This is a genomic window from Natrinema marinum, assembly GCF_024296685.1.
Classification (GTDB): Archaea; Halobacteriota; Halobacteria; order Halobacteriales; family Natrialbaceae; genus Natrinema; species Natrinema marinum.
This window is the reverse complement of record NZ_CP100763.1, coordinates 3,400,211-3,419,824: the sequence shown is the minus strand read 5'-3', so window position 1 is coordinate 3,419,824 and position 19,614 is coordinate 3,400,211. Positions and strand designations below refer to the sequence as shown.

Sequence of the window (19,614 nt, the reverse complement as noted above, 5' to 3'; positions counted from 1 at the left end):
CCGAACGTCAGTCGAGAACGGTCCGGACGCGCTCGCTCAACTCGTTCGGAGTTTCGGCACTCGCTGACACGCGATCGCCGCGTTCGACCTGTGCCGTGCCTGTCTCGAGGGCGGCGTCGGGGACGACGACCTTCTCGTGGTCGGCCATCCGGAGCGCCGCGCGGTGAAGATCCGAGCCGGGGTCGGCGGCAACCCGGATCACCAGCGGCCCCTCGAGCAGCCGGGAGACCACCGTCGCGTAGCGAGCGATCTGGACGCCGAAACGGTCGCTCGCGCCGGCGAAGGCCTCGAGCGTCTCGCGCGCGAACTCCCGATAGCGGTCCTCGCCTGTGAGCACCGCCAGCTCGAGCAGCCCGTCGGCGAACGCCACGTTCGAGTCCAGCGGCCGCAGCGGCCGGTCACAGAGGCCGACGCCCGCGGCGGGGCCGTCGAGAAACGAATCCTCGTCGTGGAGTCGGTCGATCGTCGCGTCGGCGACTGCGGTCGCGTCCGCGAGAACGTCCGTCTCGAGCGTGCTCGCGGCCGTCGTCAGCGCCGCCAGCGCGCGCGCCTGGTTCGCGAGAAGGGGCGCGGCGTCGCCGTCGGCCGCGAGCCCGTGGGCGACGACGCCGTCGTCGAGCAGGTCCCCGCGGAGGGTCTCGAGTGCGCGTTCGGCGTACTGGCGGGCGCGCTCGTCGTCGGTGTAAGCGTAGTAGGTCAGCAAGCCCTCGATCGCGAGCGCGTTCGGGCCGGCGAAGACGCCACCGTCGACCGGTGGCTCGTCGGCGGTCGCTCGGTCGGTTGCGTCGAGGCCGTGGGCGTCGTCCTCGCCGGGGGCCTGGCTGTTCGCGAACGCCTCGGCCTCGTCGTTCCACAGCGTCGTCGTCAGGTACTCGACCGTGCGCTCGGCCGGTTCGCGGTACTCGTCTTTCCCGGTCAGGAGGTAGGCGTTCGCGAAGGCGCGTACGAGCGCACCGTTCGAGTCGAGGAGCTTCTCGCGCTGGAGCCCCGACCAGTCGCGCTCGGTCGCGAAGCGGTAGAAGCCGCCGTCGTACTCGTCTAACAGGTTCGCGCCGACCGCGTCGTAGGAGGGCAGCGCCATCTGCCGGTCGCGCTTGAGCGCGAACTCGAGGGCGTCGGGTAAGGGGAACTTCGGGCTCTCGCCCCAGCCACCGGCGGTCTCGTCGTAAGTGTCGGTGAGGTGACCGATCATCCCCTGTTCGATCTCGGCGGTCAACTCGCCCGCGGGCGGGTTGTCCTCGCGGAGCGGGCGGGGGACCCGGGCCGCGCCGTCGCCTTTCGTCTGCCACATGGTCCGAACGCTGTCCAGAACCTGGCGCATCCCGTCGGGGCCCAGATAGCCCGCGCCGGTCAGCACCTCGCCGTTCGGCGCGAGAAAGACCGTCGACGGGAAGCCGCCCATGTTGTACCGATCGCGGACGCGCGGGTGGCGGTCCACGTCGACCCGGACGGGCACGAAGCTGTCGTTGACGTTGGCCGCGATGCGCGGTTCCGCGTACGTTTCGGCGTCCATCTCGTGGCAGTGGTCACACCACGTCGCGGTCAGCGAAAGCAAGACGGGCACATCCTCGGCCGACGCCTCGTCGAAGGCGTCCTGCCCCCACTCGCGCCACTCGACGCGGGTCGTCTCGTTCATATCGGAGCGACGGGAGTCGCCGGCGTAAGCCCTTCGTTCGCCTGCGGAGCCCCGACGGTCACGGCCGGCCTCGAGTCACGGGCCTCGCCGCGAACGGCCGCGATTCCGTCGCTGGAACGAGAGTAAAGGATTTTCACCCTTCGGGCGCTAGATCGAGGTATGCTCCGGTGGATCTTCGCGCTGTTGCTCATCCCGTTTCTCGACGCCGTGTTGCTCGCGGTCGTCGTCAGCCAGACGAGCTACGTCGGCTGGGTCGGGATGGTCCTGCTCGTCGTCCTGACGGGCCTGATCGGCATGCTCCTCGTCCGCGCGGAAGGCCGGCGAACGATCGGGAAGATGCAGCGGTCGCTGGCCGCGGGGAAGCCACCGACCAACGAACTGCTCGACGGGGGCCTGCTGATCGCCGCCGGAGCGTTCCTGCTGACTCCCGGGCTGGTGACCGACGCCATCGGGTTCCTGCTCGCGATCCCGGTGACGCGAGTCCCGATCCGCGCCGCACTCAAGCGCTTCGTGATCATCCCCTATGCGGACAAGAAGACGAGCGGGCTCGCCAGCGGTACCGTCTGGACGTTCGGCTTCCCCGATCAGGGCGGGGCCGGCGGAGCAGACTCGAGCGACGGCGGGACCTACGATCTCGGCGACGACGACTACAGCGTCGACGACGAGGATTCCTATACGATCAACTTCGGCGACGATCGGACGGACGACGCGAGCGACGATCGGGACGACGATCCCCTCGCCCGGTAGCGGTTCGCACGGCCCCAGCAGAAAGAAACGCTTAAACGTCCCACCGAGCAACTACTGAGTGCGACCCGGGCCAATAGCTCAATCAGGTTGAGCGCCACTCTGATAAGGTGGAGGCTCTCGGTTCAAATCCGAGTTGGCCCACTATTCTCGGCGAACAACGTCGTGAGCCGAGACTATGTGCTGCCGCGAGGATTTGAGCCCTGGAAGTCGCACGCCCGGGAGCGAACGAAGTGAGCGACCCGGAACGTCTTCCTTCGGTTCAAATCCGAGTTGGCCCACTCAGTTTCTGAGCGGTTCTTAGATGTCCGACAACGCTAGTTTTAGCGTTCAACAGTTCCGTTCACGACGATCGAGTGAATCGGTCCCCTGGAATTCGCCGTGTAGTTACTTCGCTTCGAACGCGGGTCGTCGACAGCCCTATTGATCAGACTATAACCAATATAGGAGCCTGGTAGTATTGATGGTTTTGAGAAATAATATTGACCTATGTGTTCTCTCTTCCTCACTTTTACAGCGGATCGGCTCGGATGGAGCAGCCATCAGCCGATCACCGAAATCCTTCGATACCACCCAATAAATGTACGAACATTCATTCTAGACAGATATAGTCGATGTTATCGATAGATAGGGGGGATTCGTAATTTGATGGCTTCGAAATCGTATCGACGATCGGTTGTTTCTCAACTCGCGAATAGGAGCGGGATAAAGTGGGTTGTATTGTCCTATTCATGCACAGCTATGGGGCGAGTACGCCACTCTACCCATATCTATTACATACCTGTTGAGGCGTGAAACCGGAGCGTGACAATTGGAAGACCGATCAGCGCCTCGAGTTCGATGCTCGTTCCTCGAGCGCGGGGCCTCCCACCACGAGGAGCGACGTGCAGTCACCGGTTTCGGTCCCGTTTCTCCGGCAAATCGGCTGCCGAGCAGCGACTGTGACCGACGCTACTGGATCGTCTCGTCGAGATTCACCGAGATATTTTTCGTCTGCAAATACGATTCGAGCGCTTCGAGGCCCTTCTCGCGGCCGATTCCGCTCTTTTTCATCCCGCCGAACGGCGTTTCGATCGAACCGCCGAACCACTCGTTGACGTAGACGCTCCCCGCGTCGATGTCGCGAGCCAGGCGCAACGCCCGCTTGATATCTCGAGAGAACACACCGCCCGTGAGTCCGTACTCGGTGCCGTTCGCGATGTCGATCGCCTCCTCGCGATCGGCGAACGGGATCACCGAGAGCACGGGACCGAAGATCTCCTCGCGGGCGATCCGCATCTCCGGCTCGACATCGGAGAAGATCGTCGGCGGAAGGAAATGCCCGTCTCGATCGAGCGGTTCGCCGCCGGTCTCGAGGGTGGCACCTTCGCTTACGCCGATGTCGACGTAGTCCAGCACGGTCTCGAAGTGGTCGGCGTGGTTGAGCGGTCCCATATCCGGATCGTCGACGCCGGCGTCGAGCGTATACGACTCCGCTCGGTCGACGAGTCGCGCGACGAACTCGTCGTAGACCGATTCGTGAACGAGGGCGCGATCGGCCGCCGAACAGATCTGCCCGGCGTTCGTGAAGATTCCGGTCGCGACCCAGAACGCGGCCTCGTCGAGATCGGCGTCGGGCATCACGATCGCGGGGTTCTTGCCGCCCAGCTCGAGCGTCACGGGGGTGATCGTCTCGGCCGCGGATTTCATCACCGCCTCGCCCGTGGGGACGCTGCCCGTGAACGTGAGTTGGTCGACGCCGTCGTGCGATGACAGCGCGGCACCGGGTTCAGCGCCGCCGGTCACGACGTTGACGACCCCATCGGGGACACCCGCTTCCCGGCAGAGTTCGGCGAAGTGCAGCGCGGAGAGCGGCGTCGTCGGCGCCGGTTTCACCACGACCGTGTTCCCGGCGACGAGCGCGGGCGCCACGCCGCGAGCGGTGATACTCAGCGGGAAGTTCCACGGGACGATCTGCCCGCTGACCCCGTAGGGTTCGCGGGTGGTCATATCGAACGTCTCCGCTCCCCTCGGGACGCTCTTGCCCTCGAGTTTGTCGGCGACGCCCGCGTAGTACTCGAAATAGCGGACCGCGTCGTCGACGTCGCTGCGCGCCTGCTCGAGGGGTTTCCCCTGGTCGAGGCTCTCGATTCGTGCGAGGTCGTCGGCGTGCTCTCGAAGGAGATCCGCGACCCGGTGTACGGTTCGTCCGCGTTCGACGGGGGAGTTCGCTTGCCAGGCCGACAGCGACTCGCGAGCCGCCTCGACCGCGCGATCGACGTCGGCGCTGGTCGCCGCCGCGAACCGCGCGATGGGATCACCGGTCGCCGGATCCGTGGTCGTGAGGGATTCGTCGGTCGACGCCTGGACGAACTCGCCGTCGATGAACAACTGATAGCGGTCTTCCGTTTCGATAGTCATGAGCTCACCATTGGTGGACTTTTTCGGATTTCTTCCGAAATATTCCCCTGTGGTTGATTCGATGAGGGCAGACCCAATAACGCTATTCATACTCGTCCGTCAGCACTAACTAGAAACGGTTTCGAAACCGCGGCAAAAGTGGATGATCGTAGCCGGAAATAGTTACCGACACGTTCATCCAGTGGACGCTATCGGAGCTTGAAGAAACGGGATTCGGGTTCGAAAACGACGTGAGCGACCGTTGCTCGGAAGCCGATGCGGTTCACCAGGTCGCCGCTGTCACCCGGACCCGATATTACTCCGCGAACTGGCGTTCGACGAGCGTGACGAGGAGATACGCCGCGAGTGTCTGCGTCGACCGCGTCGGATCGCGTTCGGGGGCGACCTCCATGAGGTCTGCGGCCCCGACTGCGTCGTGTGCCCCGAGGGTCTCCATTATCTGGAGCGCCTCGTGGCTACCCAGTCCGCCGGGTTCGGGCGTGCCCGTCCCCGGCGCGATGCCCGGATCGACCGAGTCGATATCGAACGTGACGTAAACCGCGTCCGTCTCCGCGGCCGCTTGCTCGATCGCGTCCGTGACGACGTCCTCGACCCCCTTCGTCCTGACGTCCCGCATCGTGTAGAGGTTCAATCCAGATTCGTCGGCGAACTCGAAGAACCCCGGCGATTCGTACCCGCGGATCCCGATCTGACTGATATGCTCGTAGTCCGAATAGTCGGACTCGGCGATCAGCCGGGTGGGCGATCCGTGGAAGTGCTCTCCGAAAACGGGACTGTCCTCGGCGGTGTCGGTGTGCGCATCGATCTGGACGAGTCCGACGCTGTCGGCGTCGCTGGCCTCGGCGAAGCCACGAAACGACGGATACGTACAGTAGTGGTCACCACCCAACAGGACGGGAAACGCCCGCTCGGCCGCCGTCGCTACGTGCGCGGCGATACTTTCAGCGGACTTCTCCTGATCGAGCGGGAACACCGGAACGTCGCCGCAGTCGGCGACCGTCACGTCGCCGAAATCGACCTGCGCGCGCGTGTTCATGTTCGTCACTCCGCCTTTGTACCCCGACAGGTAGGCCCACCAGGCGCTCGCTTCGCGGATGGCCGTTGGCCCGTAACGCGCGCCTGGCCTGTTACTCGCGGCCGCATCGAGGGGCGCTCCCAGTACCGCGACGTCGGCATCTGCGAGATCCTCCACGTCGCGGGGCTCGCCCTTGAGGAACGTCCGCCTGCCGGTGTAGGCGAGTTCGGCGTCGGTCCCCTCGTATCGGTCGTGGAACACCTCGGCGCGCGACCGCTCGTCACTCATCGTCGGTCTCGGTGTCGATTGCTCTGCGGAGCGTCTCTACGGTCCGCTCGAGATCGGGACGGTCGATCGTCAGTGGCGGCTGGAATCGCATGACGTTCTTGTAGTAGCCGCCGACGCCCATAATGATCCCCTGCTCGCGGAGTTCGTCGGCGACGGCCGCGGCCAGCTCCTTGTCGGGAGCCGGGGCGATACCGCGCGGCCCCGTTTCGGACGGGTCGACGAGCTCGACGCCCTGCATGAGGCCGAGGCCTCGAGTCTCACCGACCGCGTCGAACTCGGCCTCGAGTTCGGCGAGTCGGTCGGCGAGCCACGCCCCCTGCTCGCGAGCGTGCTCGATGATGCCGTCCTGCAGTTCGTCGATCGTCGCGAGCGCCGCGGCACACGCGACGGGGTTGCCGCCGAACGTGGAGAGGTGATCGCCGGCCTCGAAGGCATCTGCAATCTCCGCGGAGGCGGTAAACGCGCCCAGCGGGAGTCCGTTCGCGATTCCCTTCGCCTGGGTCAGGATGTCGGGCACGACATCGAAGTGTTCGCTGGCGAATAACTCGCCCGTGCGACCGTACCCGGTCTGTACCTCGTCGACGATCAACAGCGCGTCGTGTTCGTGGGCGATCTCCCGGACGCGCTCGAGCCAGCCCTCTGGCGGGACGATGATACCGCCCTCTCCCATCACCGGTTCGACGACGATGGCGGCGAGGTCGTCGCTCGTGTGAGTGCCGATCACATGTTCGATCTCGGCCGCGGCTTGCTCCGCGACCGTCGCGTCGGAGCCCTCGTCGGCCCAGCGATAGCGGTAGGGCGCCGGGGCGTGGACCGCGTCGTTGATCGTCGGTCCCATCTCGTGTTTGTACGTGTGGTTGCCGGTGAGCGCGAGGCTCCCCAGCGTTCGGCCGTGGAACCCCATCTCGAGAGCGACGACCTCCTTGCTCCCCGTGTACTTGCGGGCGAGCTTCACCGCACCCTCGACGGCTTCGGTCCCGGAGTTACAGAAGAAACTCTTCTGAAGGTCGCCGGGCGTCACGTCCGCGAGGCGCTCGGCGAGGTCGGCGACCGGCTGATTGGGGTGGACGTACGAACACCCGTGAACGAACTCCTCGAGTTGCGTCTTCGCGGCGGCGACGACGGCGTCGTTCCCGTGACCGACGTTCGTCACCGAGATGCCGGAGAACACGTCGAGGTACTCGTTTCCGTCGAAGTCCTCGACCGAGCACCCCTCTGCTCGCCGAACGGGGACGTTCAGCGACTTCCAGATCGGCATCAGGTGTTCGTCGTACTGTTGCGTGACCCGTTCGTTCGACTGCATCTGTTGTGACATCCTGGCACCTCGTAGCTACGCTTCGATGACGTTACCGACTTTTGCCGGGAACCCAACTGTTACCCGATCTCCGACGTCGAAATCGGCAGTTTCCTCGTTTATCTGCCGTTCGATCTCCAGTGTCTGCGAGCCGATATCGACGTAATAGTTCTTCAGCGATCCTTTGTAGATCGTTTCGTCGACGGTTCCCTCCCACTCGTTCTCGAAGCCGGGACTTTCGTCCGAGCCGACCACCGCGATCTCTTCGGGCCGGACCGAGACGACGGCGCGGCGATCGCCGAGGGCCGGTTGTGCCTCGATGCGGACGTCGCCGTCGTCGCCTCGAACGCTCGTCCCGTCGGACGAGACGGTCCCCTCAAAGAGGTTCGTTTCGCCGAGGAACGTCGCAACGAACTTCGTCGCGGGATCCTTGTACAGTTCGTCGGCCGGCCCGACCTGCTCGATCTGGCCGTCGTTCAGGACGGCGATCCGATCCGACATCGTCAGCGCTTCCTCCTGATCGTGCGTGACGTAGATGAACGTGATCCCCAACTCTTCCTGAATCTTCTTGAGTTCGACCTGCATGTGCTGTCGGAGTTTGCGGTCGAGACTCGCAAGGGGTTCGTCGAGCAGCAAGACGTCGGGTTCGCGGACGATCGCACGCGCCATCGCGATCCGCTGTTTCTGCCCGCCCGACAGCTCCGTCGCCTTCCGATCCTGATAGCCCGGGAGTTCGACGAGCTCCAGCGCTTCGGTGACTTTCTCCTCCCGCTCGTCGGCTGGGACGCCGTCCATCTCGAGTCCGAACGAGATGTTCTCCTCGACGGTCATGTGCGGGAAGAGCGCCCACTCCTGAAACACCATACTGGTGTTGCGCTTGTTCGCGGCCGCGCTGGTGACTCGCTGACCGCTGATGAACACGTCGCCCGAGGTCGGCGTCTCGAGACCGCTGATCATCCGAAGCGTGGTCGACTTCCCACAGCCGGACGGGCCGAGCAGCGTGAGGAACTCGCCCGGGTTGATCTGCAGATCGACCCCGTCGACGGCGGTTACGTCCCCGAACTCCTTCCGCAATCCGTCGAGCTCTACGGTCCCGGATCGAGTCGCATCCGACTCGCCACGTTCGCTGGTCGCCGTTCCCGTGTTGTCGACTGCTGTTTCTTCTATCATAGACTCGCTTTTCGAGGATGTCGTGGTATCGCTTTCCATTTACACGTCGCTTTGCGCTTTCGCGTCTTCCCACATGTCCGTCCACGCGTCCGTATTCTCCGAGAATTCGTACGGTGTCGTCTGTTCCGAGATTGTCTGCGCGGCGTCGAACCCGTCCTCGCTGAACATGAGCGCCTCTTGCTGGTCCGCGTCGAACTGATCGAACGAGGCGGTGTTCACCGGCGGACTCTTGGCTGCGGGCTCCCAGGCGACGCTGTACTGTCCCTTCGGGGAAATCACCTTGTTCATGAAGTCGACCGCGAGGTCGGGGTTGGCGGGATCCTTGACCATGCACATTCCCTCGGTCCACCCCATTCCGCCCTGTTCGGGGAGGACGACGTTGACCCAGTCGTTGCCCTGAGCGCGGAGTTCGGACATCGTGAAATTCCCGACTGGGGAAATGACGATGTCTTCCTGCAGGAACGCCTGTCGGATCGCGCTGGTCCCGCTGTAGATCGCTCCCATGTTGTTGAACATCTCGACGAGTCGCTCCTTGATGTCGGCGAGTTGTTCCTCGTTCTGCTCGAAGGGCGGGTAACCCAGCGACTGCGCGATCTTCGGAATGTTCCACGTCGGCCAGTCCATGATACCCATCTTGCCCTCGTACTCGCCGTTCGGACCGCCGGTCCAGAGGACCTCGTAGGAGGAGTAATGCTCTTCGGGAACTACGTTCGTATTGACCGTCAGCGTGTCCCAGCCCCACCGAGTCGGTAGCGCGTACATCTCGTCTTCGTACGCGAACGACTCGAACGGCCACTGGAACTTCTCGAGGAAGTTGTCCATCTCCGGGAAGTCGTCGGGATTGAGCGATTCGATCGTCCCGGCCTCGGCGTGGCGGGCCGCCCAGGTGTTGTTCACTGTGAGCAGGTCGTAATCGGACGTCCCGCCGCTCTTGAGGATATTGAACCCTTCCGGGTCGCTGGCGAGGAGACTGATGTTGACCGTAGCGTCGTGCTCGGACTCGAACTCGTTGACGATCGTGTCGGTACCGTACCCCTCCCACGTCAGCACGTTGAGAGTCGTCCCGCCGCCCAACGCGTCTCCGAGACAGCCCGCCATCGCCGCCGTTCCGGCGATGCCGGCCGACTGAAGGAAGGTTCGTCGCGATGCACCGATACGTGCGCGTCCGTTGTCGTCGCCCGTTATGTCTTCGAATTTTCTCATTACGGCTCGTGTTACGTTGTCTCATAGGGATATATAATACTTTCCCACACTATCCAACGCACAGAGTTGTGATCTGACACCATCCAGCTATTAGTTATAATACTGAATCTGAGACAAGAGACCGTCGCCGTTCGTTCGGAATACAGGGTGATATAATCTGACAGTGTACGCGCTTCTGGGTAAATCCGCCCTGAGAACCGGAGAACGACCACATCGAAGCGACGGGCTCGGTGAGTGAATCACAAGCTATATTGTGCGCCGTTTTAACATAGCGGATATGGTAGCCGATTCAAGGGAAAATGATAGTCTATTTCGGACTATAGTCAACCGAGTCAGGGGATCGAACGGGTTCCTCGCGACGGGAGGGCCGATCTTGTTCCTCGAGCTGTTGTTCTTCATCGGTCCGCTCGCGATCATGTTCTTCATCGCGACGATGCGGATGGAGGACTTCGCGCTGCAACAGGCCTACACGCTCGAGAACTACATCGGAGTGTTCACCGGTCCGGCCAACCGCGCCGCGTTCATCAATACGACGACGATGGCGGTGCTGACGACGGTCACCGCAGTAATCGTCGCGTACCCGTTCGCCTACTACATCGCCAGACGTGGCGGGGAGTACCAGAACCTCCTCTTAATTCTGGTCATGATCCCGTTCTGGACGAACTATATCGTCCGAATCTACGGCTGGCAGATCATCCTCGGATCGAAGGGCATCCTGAACAGCATGCTCATCTGGATAGGCGTGCTCAACGAGCCGATCTCGTGGATCATCAACACGAAGTTCTCCATCTGGCTCGGGCTGACGTACCTCTGGCTGCCCTTCATGGTCCTGCCGCTGTACTCCAGCCTCGAGAAGATCGACGAGAGCCTGATCGAGGCCGCGTACGATCTCGGCGCGTCGCGACTGGCGGTGTTCCGTCGGATCGTCCTCCCGCTATCGATCCCGGGGCTCGTCGGCGGGATCATTTTCGTCTTTATCTTCAGCATGGGCGCGTACATCGTCCCGGCGATGATCGGCGGCGGCGAACTGTTCGTCGGAACGCGGATCGGGTACGCGTTCGGTATCGGCGGCGACTGGCCTGTCGGCGCGGCGCTGGGGAGCGTCCTCATGCTGATCGTCGCCGGCGTCCTCTGGTCGCTCATGGGCTACACTGACGTGGAGGAGATGTTCTAACGATGAGTACGAAAACGTCTGAGACCAACGCTGGCAGCGAGACCGTGACCAACTCGATCGGTTCGATCCTCGCGGTCGCGGAGCGGTACTGGCTCCCGATCTGGACCGTGCTCGTGTTCACGTTCCTCTACGCGCCGATCGCCGTGTTGATCCTCTTCTCCTTCGAGAAGGGGACGTTCTCGTCGGTCCCCTGGGACGGGTTCACGATGCAGTGGTACGCGGAGATGGTGAGCGACACGCGCCTCATCCGCGCGACGATGAACAGTCTCTACGTCGGTACCGTCGTGACGTTCGGAGCGACCACCCTCGGAACGCTCGGTGCGATCGCCCTCGTGCGGGCCGATTTCCGGGGTAAGGGGTTCTACCGCGCGCTCGTAGTCGCGCCCATGACGATTCCCGGACTCATCCTCGGGATCGCTCTCCTGCTCTGGTTCAACTTCCTGAACATCAACACGTCGCTAGTGACGGTGATGATCGGCCAGCTCGTGTTCGTCACGCCGTTCGTCTTGATCACCGTCAGCGCGCGCCTTCGCGGCTTCGACCCCGAACTCGAGGAGGCCGCTCGCGACCTCGGTGCCAGCAAGTGGCAGACGTATCGCCGGGTGACGCTCCCGATCCTGATGCCCGGTATCGTCAGCGGTGCGCTGTTCGCCTTCACCCTGTCGTTCGACGACTTCCTGATCGCGTTCTTCACCAGCGGCGTCCAGAACACGCTCCCCATCTACATCTGGTCGAAGGTCCAGCACGGGACCGACCCCGTCATCAACGCAATCAGCACGATGGTGTTGCTGTTCAGTATCGGGCTCATCGTCGCGAGCGAACTCATCCGCCGGCGCTGATTTCGCTCAGTCCGCGTCTGTACCCATTTTCGACAAAACATCTACGACTGATAGGACATAGTCCTATCAAATGGCATCCTTTTGAATGTAGTATAAATATTTATTACGGTACGAACGAACGAGCGACACATGGAGATCTGGGACAGTCTCGAGTCAGAATACGTCGATCGCACCCCCAAGAGCAAGGAACGGTTCGAAGAAATTCGGAACCACGTCCCCGCCGGCGTGGCCAGCACGTACCGCGCGTGGGATCCGCATCCGTTCGTGGTCGACCGGGCGGAGGGCGTCCACCTGCACGACGTCGACGGCAATTCCTATCTCGATTTCGACATGAACAACGGAGCGGGGATGGTCGGACACGCGCATCCCGCCGTCACTGACGCGGTCAAGACCCAACTCGACGAGGGGACGCTCTTCACCCATCCGCACGACCTCCTTGCGGAGGCCGCCGAGGAACTCAAGAAGCGGTGGGACCCCGTCGACCTCGTCCGGTTTACGAACAGCGGGACGGAGAGCACGATGCACGCCATTCGAATCGCGCGGGCGTACACGGGCAAGGACAAGCTTCTGAAGATCGAAGGATCGTATCACGGCGTCCACGACGCCGTCCTAATCAGCAAGTCGACGCCGAAAGGGAAACTGGGCCATCCCGAACGTCCGACGAAGCTGATCGAGAGCGAGGGGATCCCCGAAGCGATCGCCGACACGGTCGAGATCGCCCCGTTCAACGACCTCGAGTCGGTCGAAGCGATCATGCGCGAGCACATGAACGAGATCGGTGCCCTCATCGTCGAACCGATCGTGATGAACGTCGGCGTGACGCAACCGTACAAGGAGTTCCTGCAGGGGCTCCGCGAGCTCTGTGACGAGTACGGCATCGCCTACATCTTCGACGAAGTGAAGACCGGCGTCAAGGTCGCCCCCGGCGGCGCGGCCGAGTACTACGACGTCGAACCCGACCTCGTCGCGATGGCCAAGAGTATCGGCGGCAACTTCCCCGTCGGCGCTTTCGGCGGTCGCGAGGAAGTCATGCGAACGATCGAGGACGGCGCGGCCCACTACGGAACGTACAACGGGAGCCCGCTCGTGTTGCAGGCGGTCACGACCGTCCTCCGCGACGTGCTCACCGACGACGCCTATCAGCACGTCAACGCGCTCGGCGAGAAACTCGTCGGGGGCTACGAGGATATCATGGCCGACGCCGGGATCGACGGCCACGTCGAGAACGTCAACTCGCAGGGAATCGTCCACTTTACCGAGGAGCGGATCGAGAACTATCGCGATTACCTCGAGCACGTCGACACCGAGTTCCACGAGAACTACTGGTTCGCGATGCTCAACCAGGGCGTTCTGCCGCACCCGCACGACGCCTCCCAGCAGTGGACCATCAGCGTCCAACACGAGGAAGAACACATCGACGAGCACCTCGAGGCGTTCAAATCCGTCGCCCCGCTGCTCGCCGAGAAGCAGTAACCGAACCGGCCGCGCCGCTGCTCGCGCGACGGCACACCCGCTTCCTGCGAGAGAACGTGATTCGTTTTGCCCGTCCAGGACTGCTCGAAGAGTGCTATCGCCCGGCCGGGGCCCCGGCGGAACTTTCGGGAGTTAGTTCCCGGCGCTCCGTTCCGAGAGTGCGTCGTCTAACGCTTCCAAGAGGCGGTCCGCGTGTCCTTTTTCGAACACCAGCGGCGGGCGGATCTTCAGCACGTTACCCTCTTTGCCGGTCGAGCCGATGAGCACCCGACGCTGACGGAGCCCGTTGACTACTGCCGTCGCCTCGTTCGGTGCCGGCTCCCGGGTCGCTCGGTCTCTGACCAGTTCGACACCGATCATCAGTCCCCGTTGACGGACCTCGCCGATGCGTTCGTGTTCGACGGCCAGTTCCCGCAGCCCGTCACGAAGGTACTCGCCGACCTCGGCGGCGTGAGTCAGCAGGTCCCTCTCCTCGATCTCGTCCAACACCGCCAGCGCAGCCACACAGGACACTGGATTCCCGCCGAACGTACTGAAAAAGCCCGTCCGGTCGTACAGGGTCGACGCGATGTCCGACCGCGTCACGACGGCCGCGACGGGATGTCCGTTGCCCATCGGTTTCCCTATCGTGACGATATCGGGGATGACACCTGCACTCTGGAACCCCCACATATTCGAGCCGCTTCGTCCGTATCCAGCCTGTACCTCGTCCGCGACGACGACACCTCCGGCCTCGCGGACACGATCGATCATCGATCCCAATCGGCCTCCCTCGGGAGGGAAGATTCCGTCGCTGGTGAACAGCGAGTCGAACACGAACGCCGCAGTTCCCCGCCCTCGTTTCTCGAGAGTCTCGAGCGACTCGTTTATATCTTCGACCGGGTCTCGATCCGCGCGCGTCCGGCGGGGGAGTTCGTCGACCGGCGGCCGGACCGTCTCGACGTGGTCCGGGCGGAAACTCTCGGGCCAAATCGTGGGCGATTGCGCCGTCGTCGCCTCGGTGATACCGTGATACGCGTTCTCCGAAACGATCGCGCCGTCGTTTCCGGTGGCCGCCGTAGCCAGCCGCCAGGCGGTGTCGGTCGCCTCGCTACCGGAGTTGACGAACAGGACTCGGTCCAGTTCGTCGGGCATCGTTGCCAGAATGCGATCGGCTAACTCGACTGGTGCCTCGTGCAGGTACCGAGTGTTGGTGGCCAGTTTGCGCGCCTGTCCGCCGATGGCGTCCGCGACTGCGGGGTTCGCGTGACCTACGACCTGTACGTTGTTGTACGCGTCGAGGTAGCGACGGCCGGACGAATCGTACAACCACACCCCTTCGCCGCCGACGAAGTGGACGGGGTCGCGGTACGAGAGGGGCGACGGTCCGAGAACCCGGCGTCGCCGAGACTCCAAATCGGCCGTGTCCGTTCGAGAGTACGGAACGTTACCGGCCAGCGCGGCGGTTCGCAGGCGTCGACCGACGGTGTCCAACCCCAGTTCGTCGAGCGATCGCAACAGTTCCCATCCGTCGTCGACGCCGGCGACGCTGTGTTCGTCGGTCTTGTCGGGATGTTCGTCGAGCCGCCACGCGACCGTGACTCCCCAGGTGAGGTGCCGGGCCGCGACGAGGTCCGCCAGCAGGCCGGCCTCCTCGTCCTCGAGCGGCGTGACGCTGACGTAACCCCGGATCACCGCCTGGGCCGCTTCGATCGGGTCTTCGCGGCGATACATTACGCTCGCGATCGCCATCGCGAGGTCGCTCACGAGGGCCGTATGGGTGAGATCGCCGAAATCGACGATCCCGCTGACCCGATCGCGCTCGTCCAGCAGGACGTTGTCGAGCGTGAGGTCGTTGTGGATCACTTGCGCGCGGAGCGAATCGAAAACCGGTTCGACCCGATCTTCGAACCGATCGAGGATGCGGCCGGCGAGAGCGCGTCGCTCTTCGTCGGTGACACTGTCGAGTAGCGATCGAAGTTCGGCGGTGTGTCGCAGGTCCCACAGTATGTCGTAGTCCGCGTCGGGGTGGAAGAAGCCGCGAAGGGCCTCTCCGAGTCTCGCCGCCGTCGCTCCGTACTCGTACAGGGCCTCCCCGTCGAGTTCCGTCCCCGAAACGGTTCGCCCGGGCACGTGCGTAAACATCCGCACGAGATACGTCTCGTCGTCGTCGACGGACGTCCAGGGCGAGCCTTCGATGGTCGGAACGATCTCCATCACTGGGAGGTCGGGATCGGTCCGAGACACGTGCCGCAGGGCCTCGGCTTGCAGCTCGAGCGACGAAACGTCGTCGGCCGGACTGGAGATCTTCAGTACGTACGTCTCGCCGTCGTCGGCATCGATTCGGAAGTTCTGATCTCGCTCCCCGCCGAGTTCCGTCACCGTCCCTCGCTTACCGAACTCGCGTTCGGCGATCCGTGCCGCCCGCTGTTCGTCTAACGTCGGGGGCTGTACAATAAACGGGTCTAACAGCTCAGACGCGTCCGTCATCGGTCGTTCACGTCCGTTCGTAGGCGATTACCTTTCATATAGATTCCCCCATATATCATCAAAACACCACTCTATCCTGCGAATAGTGTTCGTAGTAGCGCTGTGCCAACGAGAGAGATTTTGGAATCGCGCCCCGATGCTTCCGGTTCGCTATGACTGCGATCAGTCGCTCAAGGGCCACGTCCTCCGCTTCACGTCGGGTGACCCCGATCGCCGCACCACTCTATGACTGCGCTTCCGATTCGCGCTGTCAAATCGTCTCCACGTACTGGTCGCGCTCCCAGTCGGTGACGTGATCCCGAAACGCCTGCAGCTCGCGCCGCTTGGAGGCCGCGAACATGCGCACGACATCCTCGCCGAGGAGATCGACGAGCGCGTCGTCCGCCTCGAGCGCGCGCAGGGCGAGCTCGGGCGAGCGCGGGAGCTCCGGGCGATCCCCAGTCGGGTCGCCGTCGGTCGGCGCCGGCGGCTCCAGCTCGCGCCGGAGCCCGTCGAGGCCCGCGGCGATCGTCCCGGCGATGACCAGATAGGGGTTGGCGTCGGCGCTGGCGATCCGCGCCTCCAGACGCGGCTCCCCCAACGGGACGCGGACCGCGGTCATCCGGTTGTCGTACCCCCACGAGGCGGTGTAGGGGACGAACGAACTCGGTTCGAACCGCTTGAATCCGTTAATGTTCGGTGTGCCGAGCGCGGTCAGCGCGTCGGCGTGTTCCATCAGGCCGCCGACGAAGTGCCGGCCCCGCTCGGAGAGCGTATCGCCCGTGTCGGCCTCGAAGGCGTTCTCCCCGTCGTCGAACGCGCTCACGTGGAGGTGATAGCCGCTGCCCGGCCGGTCGGCGAAGGGCTTGGCCATGAACGTCGGCCACTGATCGAAGCTGCGGCCGACCTGTTTGACGAGCCGCTTGAAGTCGAAGGTCGTGTCCGCCTGTTCGAGCGGTCGGCCGTAGTCGAATAGCACTTCGAGCTGGCCGGCACCGTGCTCGTGGTGGAGCGCGGTGAGGTCGATGCCGTAGTCGCCGGCCCACCCGGCGAGTCGGTCGTAGAAGTCGGAGACCTCCTCGGTCGCCCACGAGACGCACTCGTGGTTGCCGTCGGTCGCGGGGACATACTCGTTCCCGGAACCCTCCTCGAGGAGGTAGAACTCGAGCTCGCTCCCGGCGTAGAAGTCGAACCCGAAGTCATTGGCCGCGAGCACCGACTCCAGGGCCGCCCGCGGCGAACTCGCCAGCCGCTCGCCCTCGTGGGTGAACGTACACAGGACCCGGACGGCGTTCTCGCGCCAGGGCAGCCGCGTCGTCGTCTCCGGGATCGGGTGAACGATCCCGTCGCTGTGTCCGATCTCCGCGCCGAGTCCGGAGCCCTCCGGGACGTGATTGCGCGGCGTCTGGGCCAACATCACGAGGTTCATCGTGAACCCGTCGGCCCACTTCTCGAGGAAGGTGTCGGCGGTGAGCTGCTTCGAACGAGAGATGCCGTTGACATCGGCGAACTCGATGAAGACGTGGTCGATCGCGGGGTCCTCGACCGCTTCGATCATCCGATCGGTCGCGTCGGTCATTCGAGCATCGCCTCCTCGCGGATCCGTCCCCCGCGGTTCGGCCCCTCACGGATCGATTGCTGTGTGGTAGATATTCTCATTGAGGGTGTGGCACCGTCTGAATGGAGATTGCGGTAGAGGTACTATAATTTATTGTTCTCGGGTCAGTACCGAGCGTTGATGATACTCGTCCTCGACGACGAAGTCAGACCGGAGTATCGCTATCTCGGTCCGGAGATCGAACACTTCACCCCCGAAAGCGACTATCACGTGTACGCGGAGGATCGCGATCACCCACCGCTCGAGGAGTACGACGGCGTCATTATCAGCGGAAGTACCGCCAGCGTCTACGAGGAGGGATATCCGTGGTTCGACACGCAGATGGAGCTCGTTCGGACGGGTCGCGACCAAGAACTGCCGCTGCTCGGCGTCTGCTTCGGCCACCAATTGATCAACGCCGCGCTCGGCGGCGAAGTCGTCGAGGACCGGCGCCGAGCCACGTTCGTCGAAATGGTGAGCGTCGACGCGGACGACCCCGTCCTCGCCGGGGTCGAGCCGATCGTTCCCGTGCTCCACTCCGATCTGGTCGTCGAGCCCGGATCGGGAATGGAGGTCATCGCCGAAACCGAGTACAACGAGTACTTCTGTACTCGCCACGCCGACGCGCCGATCTGGACGGTCCAGTTCCACCCCGAGTTCACGACGCGCGTTCGCGATCGTCCCAGCGACTGGAGCGACGGCGATCACTCGTTCGACGAGTGCAACGCGACGGCGGTGCTCGAGAACTTCGCCGCGTACTGTCACCGATAGTCGCGACCGGAGAGAATCGATCGGGCAGCGCTTACTCGAAGACGGCAGTGAACGCCTCGTCGAGCGTCTCGACCGCGTCGTAGATGTCGGATTCGTCGATACAGAGCGGCGGCGCGACGAGCAGTTGGAAGTTCGGCCGGCCGACGCCGACGAGGAGCCCCGCATCCCGCGCCGCCTCGGCGACATCCTCGACCGGGTTCTCGGCGTCGTCGTCGACCCACGCGTTCGCGAACGGCTCCCCGGTTTCGGGGTCCTCGACGACGACCCCCCAGAGGAACCCTCGACCGCGGACCTCGGCGACGACATCGTGGCGTTCCGCGAGGGCCTCGAGTTCCTCCCGCAGGACGGGCGCCAGGGACTGGACGTTGTCGATGAGGCCGTCCTCGTACGCCTCGAGCGCGGCGAGGCCGGCGGCGCAGGCCACCGGATGGCCGGCGAACGTCTGCCCGACCGCGGTACCGCCGTCGCGGACGCGATCGGCGATCGCCTCCCGCATGAGCACACCGCCGAGCGGGACGTACGAACTCGTGACGCCCTTCGCGAACGTGATCATGTCCGGATCCACACCCTCGGTCTGCATCCCGAACATCTCCCCGCAGCGACCGAACCCGGTGATCACCTCGTCGGCGATCAGGAGGATGTCGTACTCGTCACAGAGCTCGCGGAGCCGTTCGAAGTATCCCGGCGGGGCCGGAAATCCACCGCTGGATCCCGCGACGGGCTCGATGACGATCGCAGCGATCGAATCGGGTCCTTCGTTCCTGATGACGAACTCGACGTGGTCGGCGGCCTTCTCCGCGAGCTCCGCTCCTTCGGCGTCGAACACGTCAGGGAGGGGCGGCAGGAACTTGACGCCGCCGGTCGTCGCCGCGTGAGATTGAACGGCGTTTCGAGTTTCGGGATCGCCGGTCAGGCTCGCCGCGCCGTACGTACTCCCGTGATAGGACTGCCATCGAGTCAGCACCTTCGGCGCGTCCTGACTCTCGCGAGCGATCTGGATCGCCAGTTCGTTCGCCTCGCTCCCCGAGACGGAGAACGTTACGTCCGTGAGCGGCTCCGGTGCCACGTCCGCCAGCGCGTCCGCCAGCCTCGCTCGCGCGTCGTTTTCCTTCGCCGAGGAGACGTACGGGATCCGTCCGAGCTGATCGGTGATCGCCTCGATGATCCGCTGGTCGTCGTGACCAGCGTTGACGCAGTACAGCGACGAGACGAAATCGAGGTAGGAGTCGCCGGCGGCGTCGGTCACCGTCGCGCCGCATCCCTCGGTCAGGGGGACTCCATCACCCTCCGGGTCGTACCAGTGGGGGATGTTGCTTGAGAGCTCGTCCAACTTTATGGCCGAATCATTGGATTTCATTCTAACCAACCTATTACAGTAGATGCTATATATTATTACCGGCGCTCCGAACCGAGGAATACCGGCCCGATCGACCGACGCGTCGGACGGACCCGTCGACGACCGCCGGGCGACCGGCATTAAACTGAATCCGATATTATAATCGAATGTGAGATATAAGACGATATTGCCGGGACGGGTCGAACTATTACGGTATGTGATACGT

Annotated in this window: 14 protein-coding genes and 1 tRNA gene; 6 read left to right on the top strand and 9 right to left on the bottom strand. The window is 63.6% G+C overall.

Annotated features, from left to right (window positions below; all coding sequences use genetic code 11):
- Positions 1-7: 7 nt before the first annotated feature.
- Positions 8-1,636, bottom strand: a complete 1,629-nt coding sequence (locus NKH51_RS16845; RefSeq protein WP_254762828.1) for a DUF255 domain-containing protein — start codon at positions 1,634-1,636, stop codon at positions 8-10.
- A gap of 159 nt (positions 1,637-1,795) precedes the next feature.
- Here NKH51_RS16845 and NKH51_RS16840 point away from each other — a divergent pair, with 159 nt between their 5' ends.
- Together NKH51_RS16840 and NKH51_RS16835 are read left to right on the top strand one after the other, a co-directional pair.
- Positions 1,796-2,383: an FxsA family protein gene (locus NKH51_RS16840; protein WP_254762827.1), complete on the top strand. Its 588-nt coding sequence runs from the start codon at positions 1,796-1,798 to the stop codon at positions 2,381-2,383.
- Positions 2,384-2,450: 67 nt separating this feature from the next.
- Positions 2,451-2,524, top strand: a tRNA-Ile gene (locus NKH51_RS16835).
- Positions 2,525-3,331: 807 nt separating this feature from the next.
- On the opposite strand, the gene NKH51_RS16830 is transcribed toward NKH51_RS16835, so the two are convergent.
- From NKH51_RS16830 to NKH51_RS16810, 5 genes are all read right to left on the bottom strand, one after another.
- Complete coding sequence (locus NKH51_RS16830; RefSeq protein ID WP_254762826.1) at positions 3,332-4,780, bottom strand: aldehyde dehydrogenase family protein; 1,449 nt, start codon at positions 4,778-4,780, stop codon at positions 3,332-3,334.
- Positions 4,781-5,075: 295 nt separating this feature from the next.
- Positions 5,076-6,083 carry an agmatinase gene (speB, locus tag NKH51_RS16825; protein ID WP_254762825.1) on the bottom strand — a complete coding sequence of 336 codons (1,008 nt, stop codon included), beginning with the start codon at positions 6,081-6,083 and terminating at the stop codon, positions 5,076-5,078.
- A complete protein-coding gene (locus tag NKH51_RS16820; protein ID WP_254762824.1) occupies positions 6,076-7,398 on the bottom strand; it encodes an aspartate aminotransferase family protein in 1,323 nt (440 codons plus the stop codon). The genes speB and NKH51_RS16820 overlap by 8 nt, the downstream gene beginning before the upstream one ends.
- Before the next feature lie 15 nt (positions 7,399-7,413).
- Positions 7,414-8,547, bottom strand: coding sequence for an ABC transporter ATP-binding protein (locus tag NKH51_RS16815; protein WP_254762823.1), 1,134 nt, complete (start codon positions 8,545-8,547; stop codon positions 7,414-7,416).
- A gap of 39 nt (positions 8,548-8,586) precedes the next feature.
- Entirely contained in the window at positions 8,587-9,750 is a 1,164-nt protein-coding gene (locus NKH51_RS16810) for an ABC transporter substrate-binding protein (RefSeq protein ID WP_254762822.1), read from the bottom strand.
- A 373-nt stretch (positions 9,751-10,123) separates the two neighbouring features.
- On the opposite strand from NKH51_RS16810, the gene NKH51_RS16805 reads away from it, so the two are divergent.
- The 3 genes from NKH51_RS16805 (at position 10,124) to NKH51_RS16795 (ending at position 13,236) form a co-directional block, all read left to right on the top strand.
- Positions 10,124-10,924 carry an ABC transporter permease gene (locus NKH51_RS16805; protein WP_254762821.1) on the top strand — a complete coding sequence of 267 codons (801 nt, stop codon included), beginning with the start codon at positions 10,124-10,126 and terminating at the stop codon, positions 10,922-10,924.
- A 2-nt stretch (positions 10,925-10,926) separates the two neighbouring features.
- Positions 10,927-11,763 carry an ABC transporter permease gene (locus NKH51_RS16800; RefSeq protein ID WP_254762820.1) on the top strand — a complete coding sequence of 279 codons (837 nt, stop codon included), beginning with the start codon at positions 10,927-10,929 and terminating at the stop codon, positions 11,761-11,763.
- Positions 11,764-11,892: 129 nt separating this feature from the next.
- Positions 11,893-13,236, top strand: coding sequence for an aspartate aminotransferase family protein (locus NKH51_RS16795; RefSeq protein WP_254762819.1), 1,344 nt, complete (start codon positions 11,893-11,895; stop codon positions 13,234-13,236).
- Positions 13,237-13,368: 132 nt separating this feature from the next.
- On the opposite strand, the gene NKH51_RS16790 is transcribed toward NKH51_RS16795, so the two are convergent.
- Together NKH51_RS16790 and NKH51_RS16785 are read right to left on the bottom strand one after the other, a co-directional pair.
- Positions 13,369-15,705: an aminotransferase class III-fold pyridoxal phosphate-dependent enzyme gene (locus tag NKH51_RS16790; protein WP_254762818.1), complete on the bottom strand. Its 2,337-nt coding sequence runs from the start codon at positions 15,703-15,705 to the stop codon at positions 13,369-13,371.
- A 250-nt stretch (positions 15,706-15,955) separates the two neighbouring features.
- The gene (locus NKH51_RS16785; protein WP_254762817.1) at positions 15,956-17,263 is read right to left on the bottom strand and encodes a glutamine synthetase family protein; all 1,308 of its coding nucleotides are present in this window, start codon (positions 17,261-17,263) and stop codon (positions 15,956-15,958) included.
- A gap of 159 nt (positions 17,264-17,422) precedes the next feature.
- Here NKH51_RS16785 and NKH51_RS16780 point away from each other — a divergent pair, with 159 nt between their 5' ends.
- On the top strand, positions 17,423-18,052 hold the full coding sequence (locus NKH51_RS16780) for a type 1 glutamine amidotransferase (protein WP_254762816.1): 630 nt from the start codon (positions 17,423-17,425) through the stop codon (positions 18,050-18,052).
- Positions 18,053-18,083: 31 nt separating this feature from the next.
- Here the strand turns inward: NKH51_RS16780 and NKH51_RS16775 are convergent, their stop codons facing one another.
- Positions 18,084-19,409 (bottom strand): aminotransferase family protein, encoded by a 1,326-nt coding sequence (locus NKH51_RS16775; RefSeq protein ID WP_254762815.1) that lies wholly within the window; start codon positions 19,407-19,409, stop codon positions 18,084-18,086.
- Between the last annotated feature and the right edge of the window lie 205 nt (positions 19,410-19,614).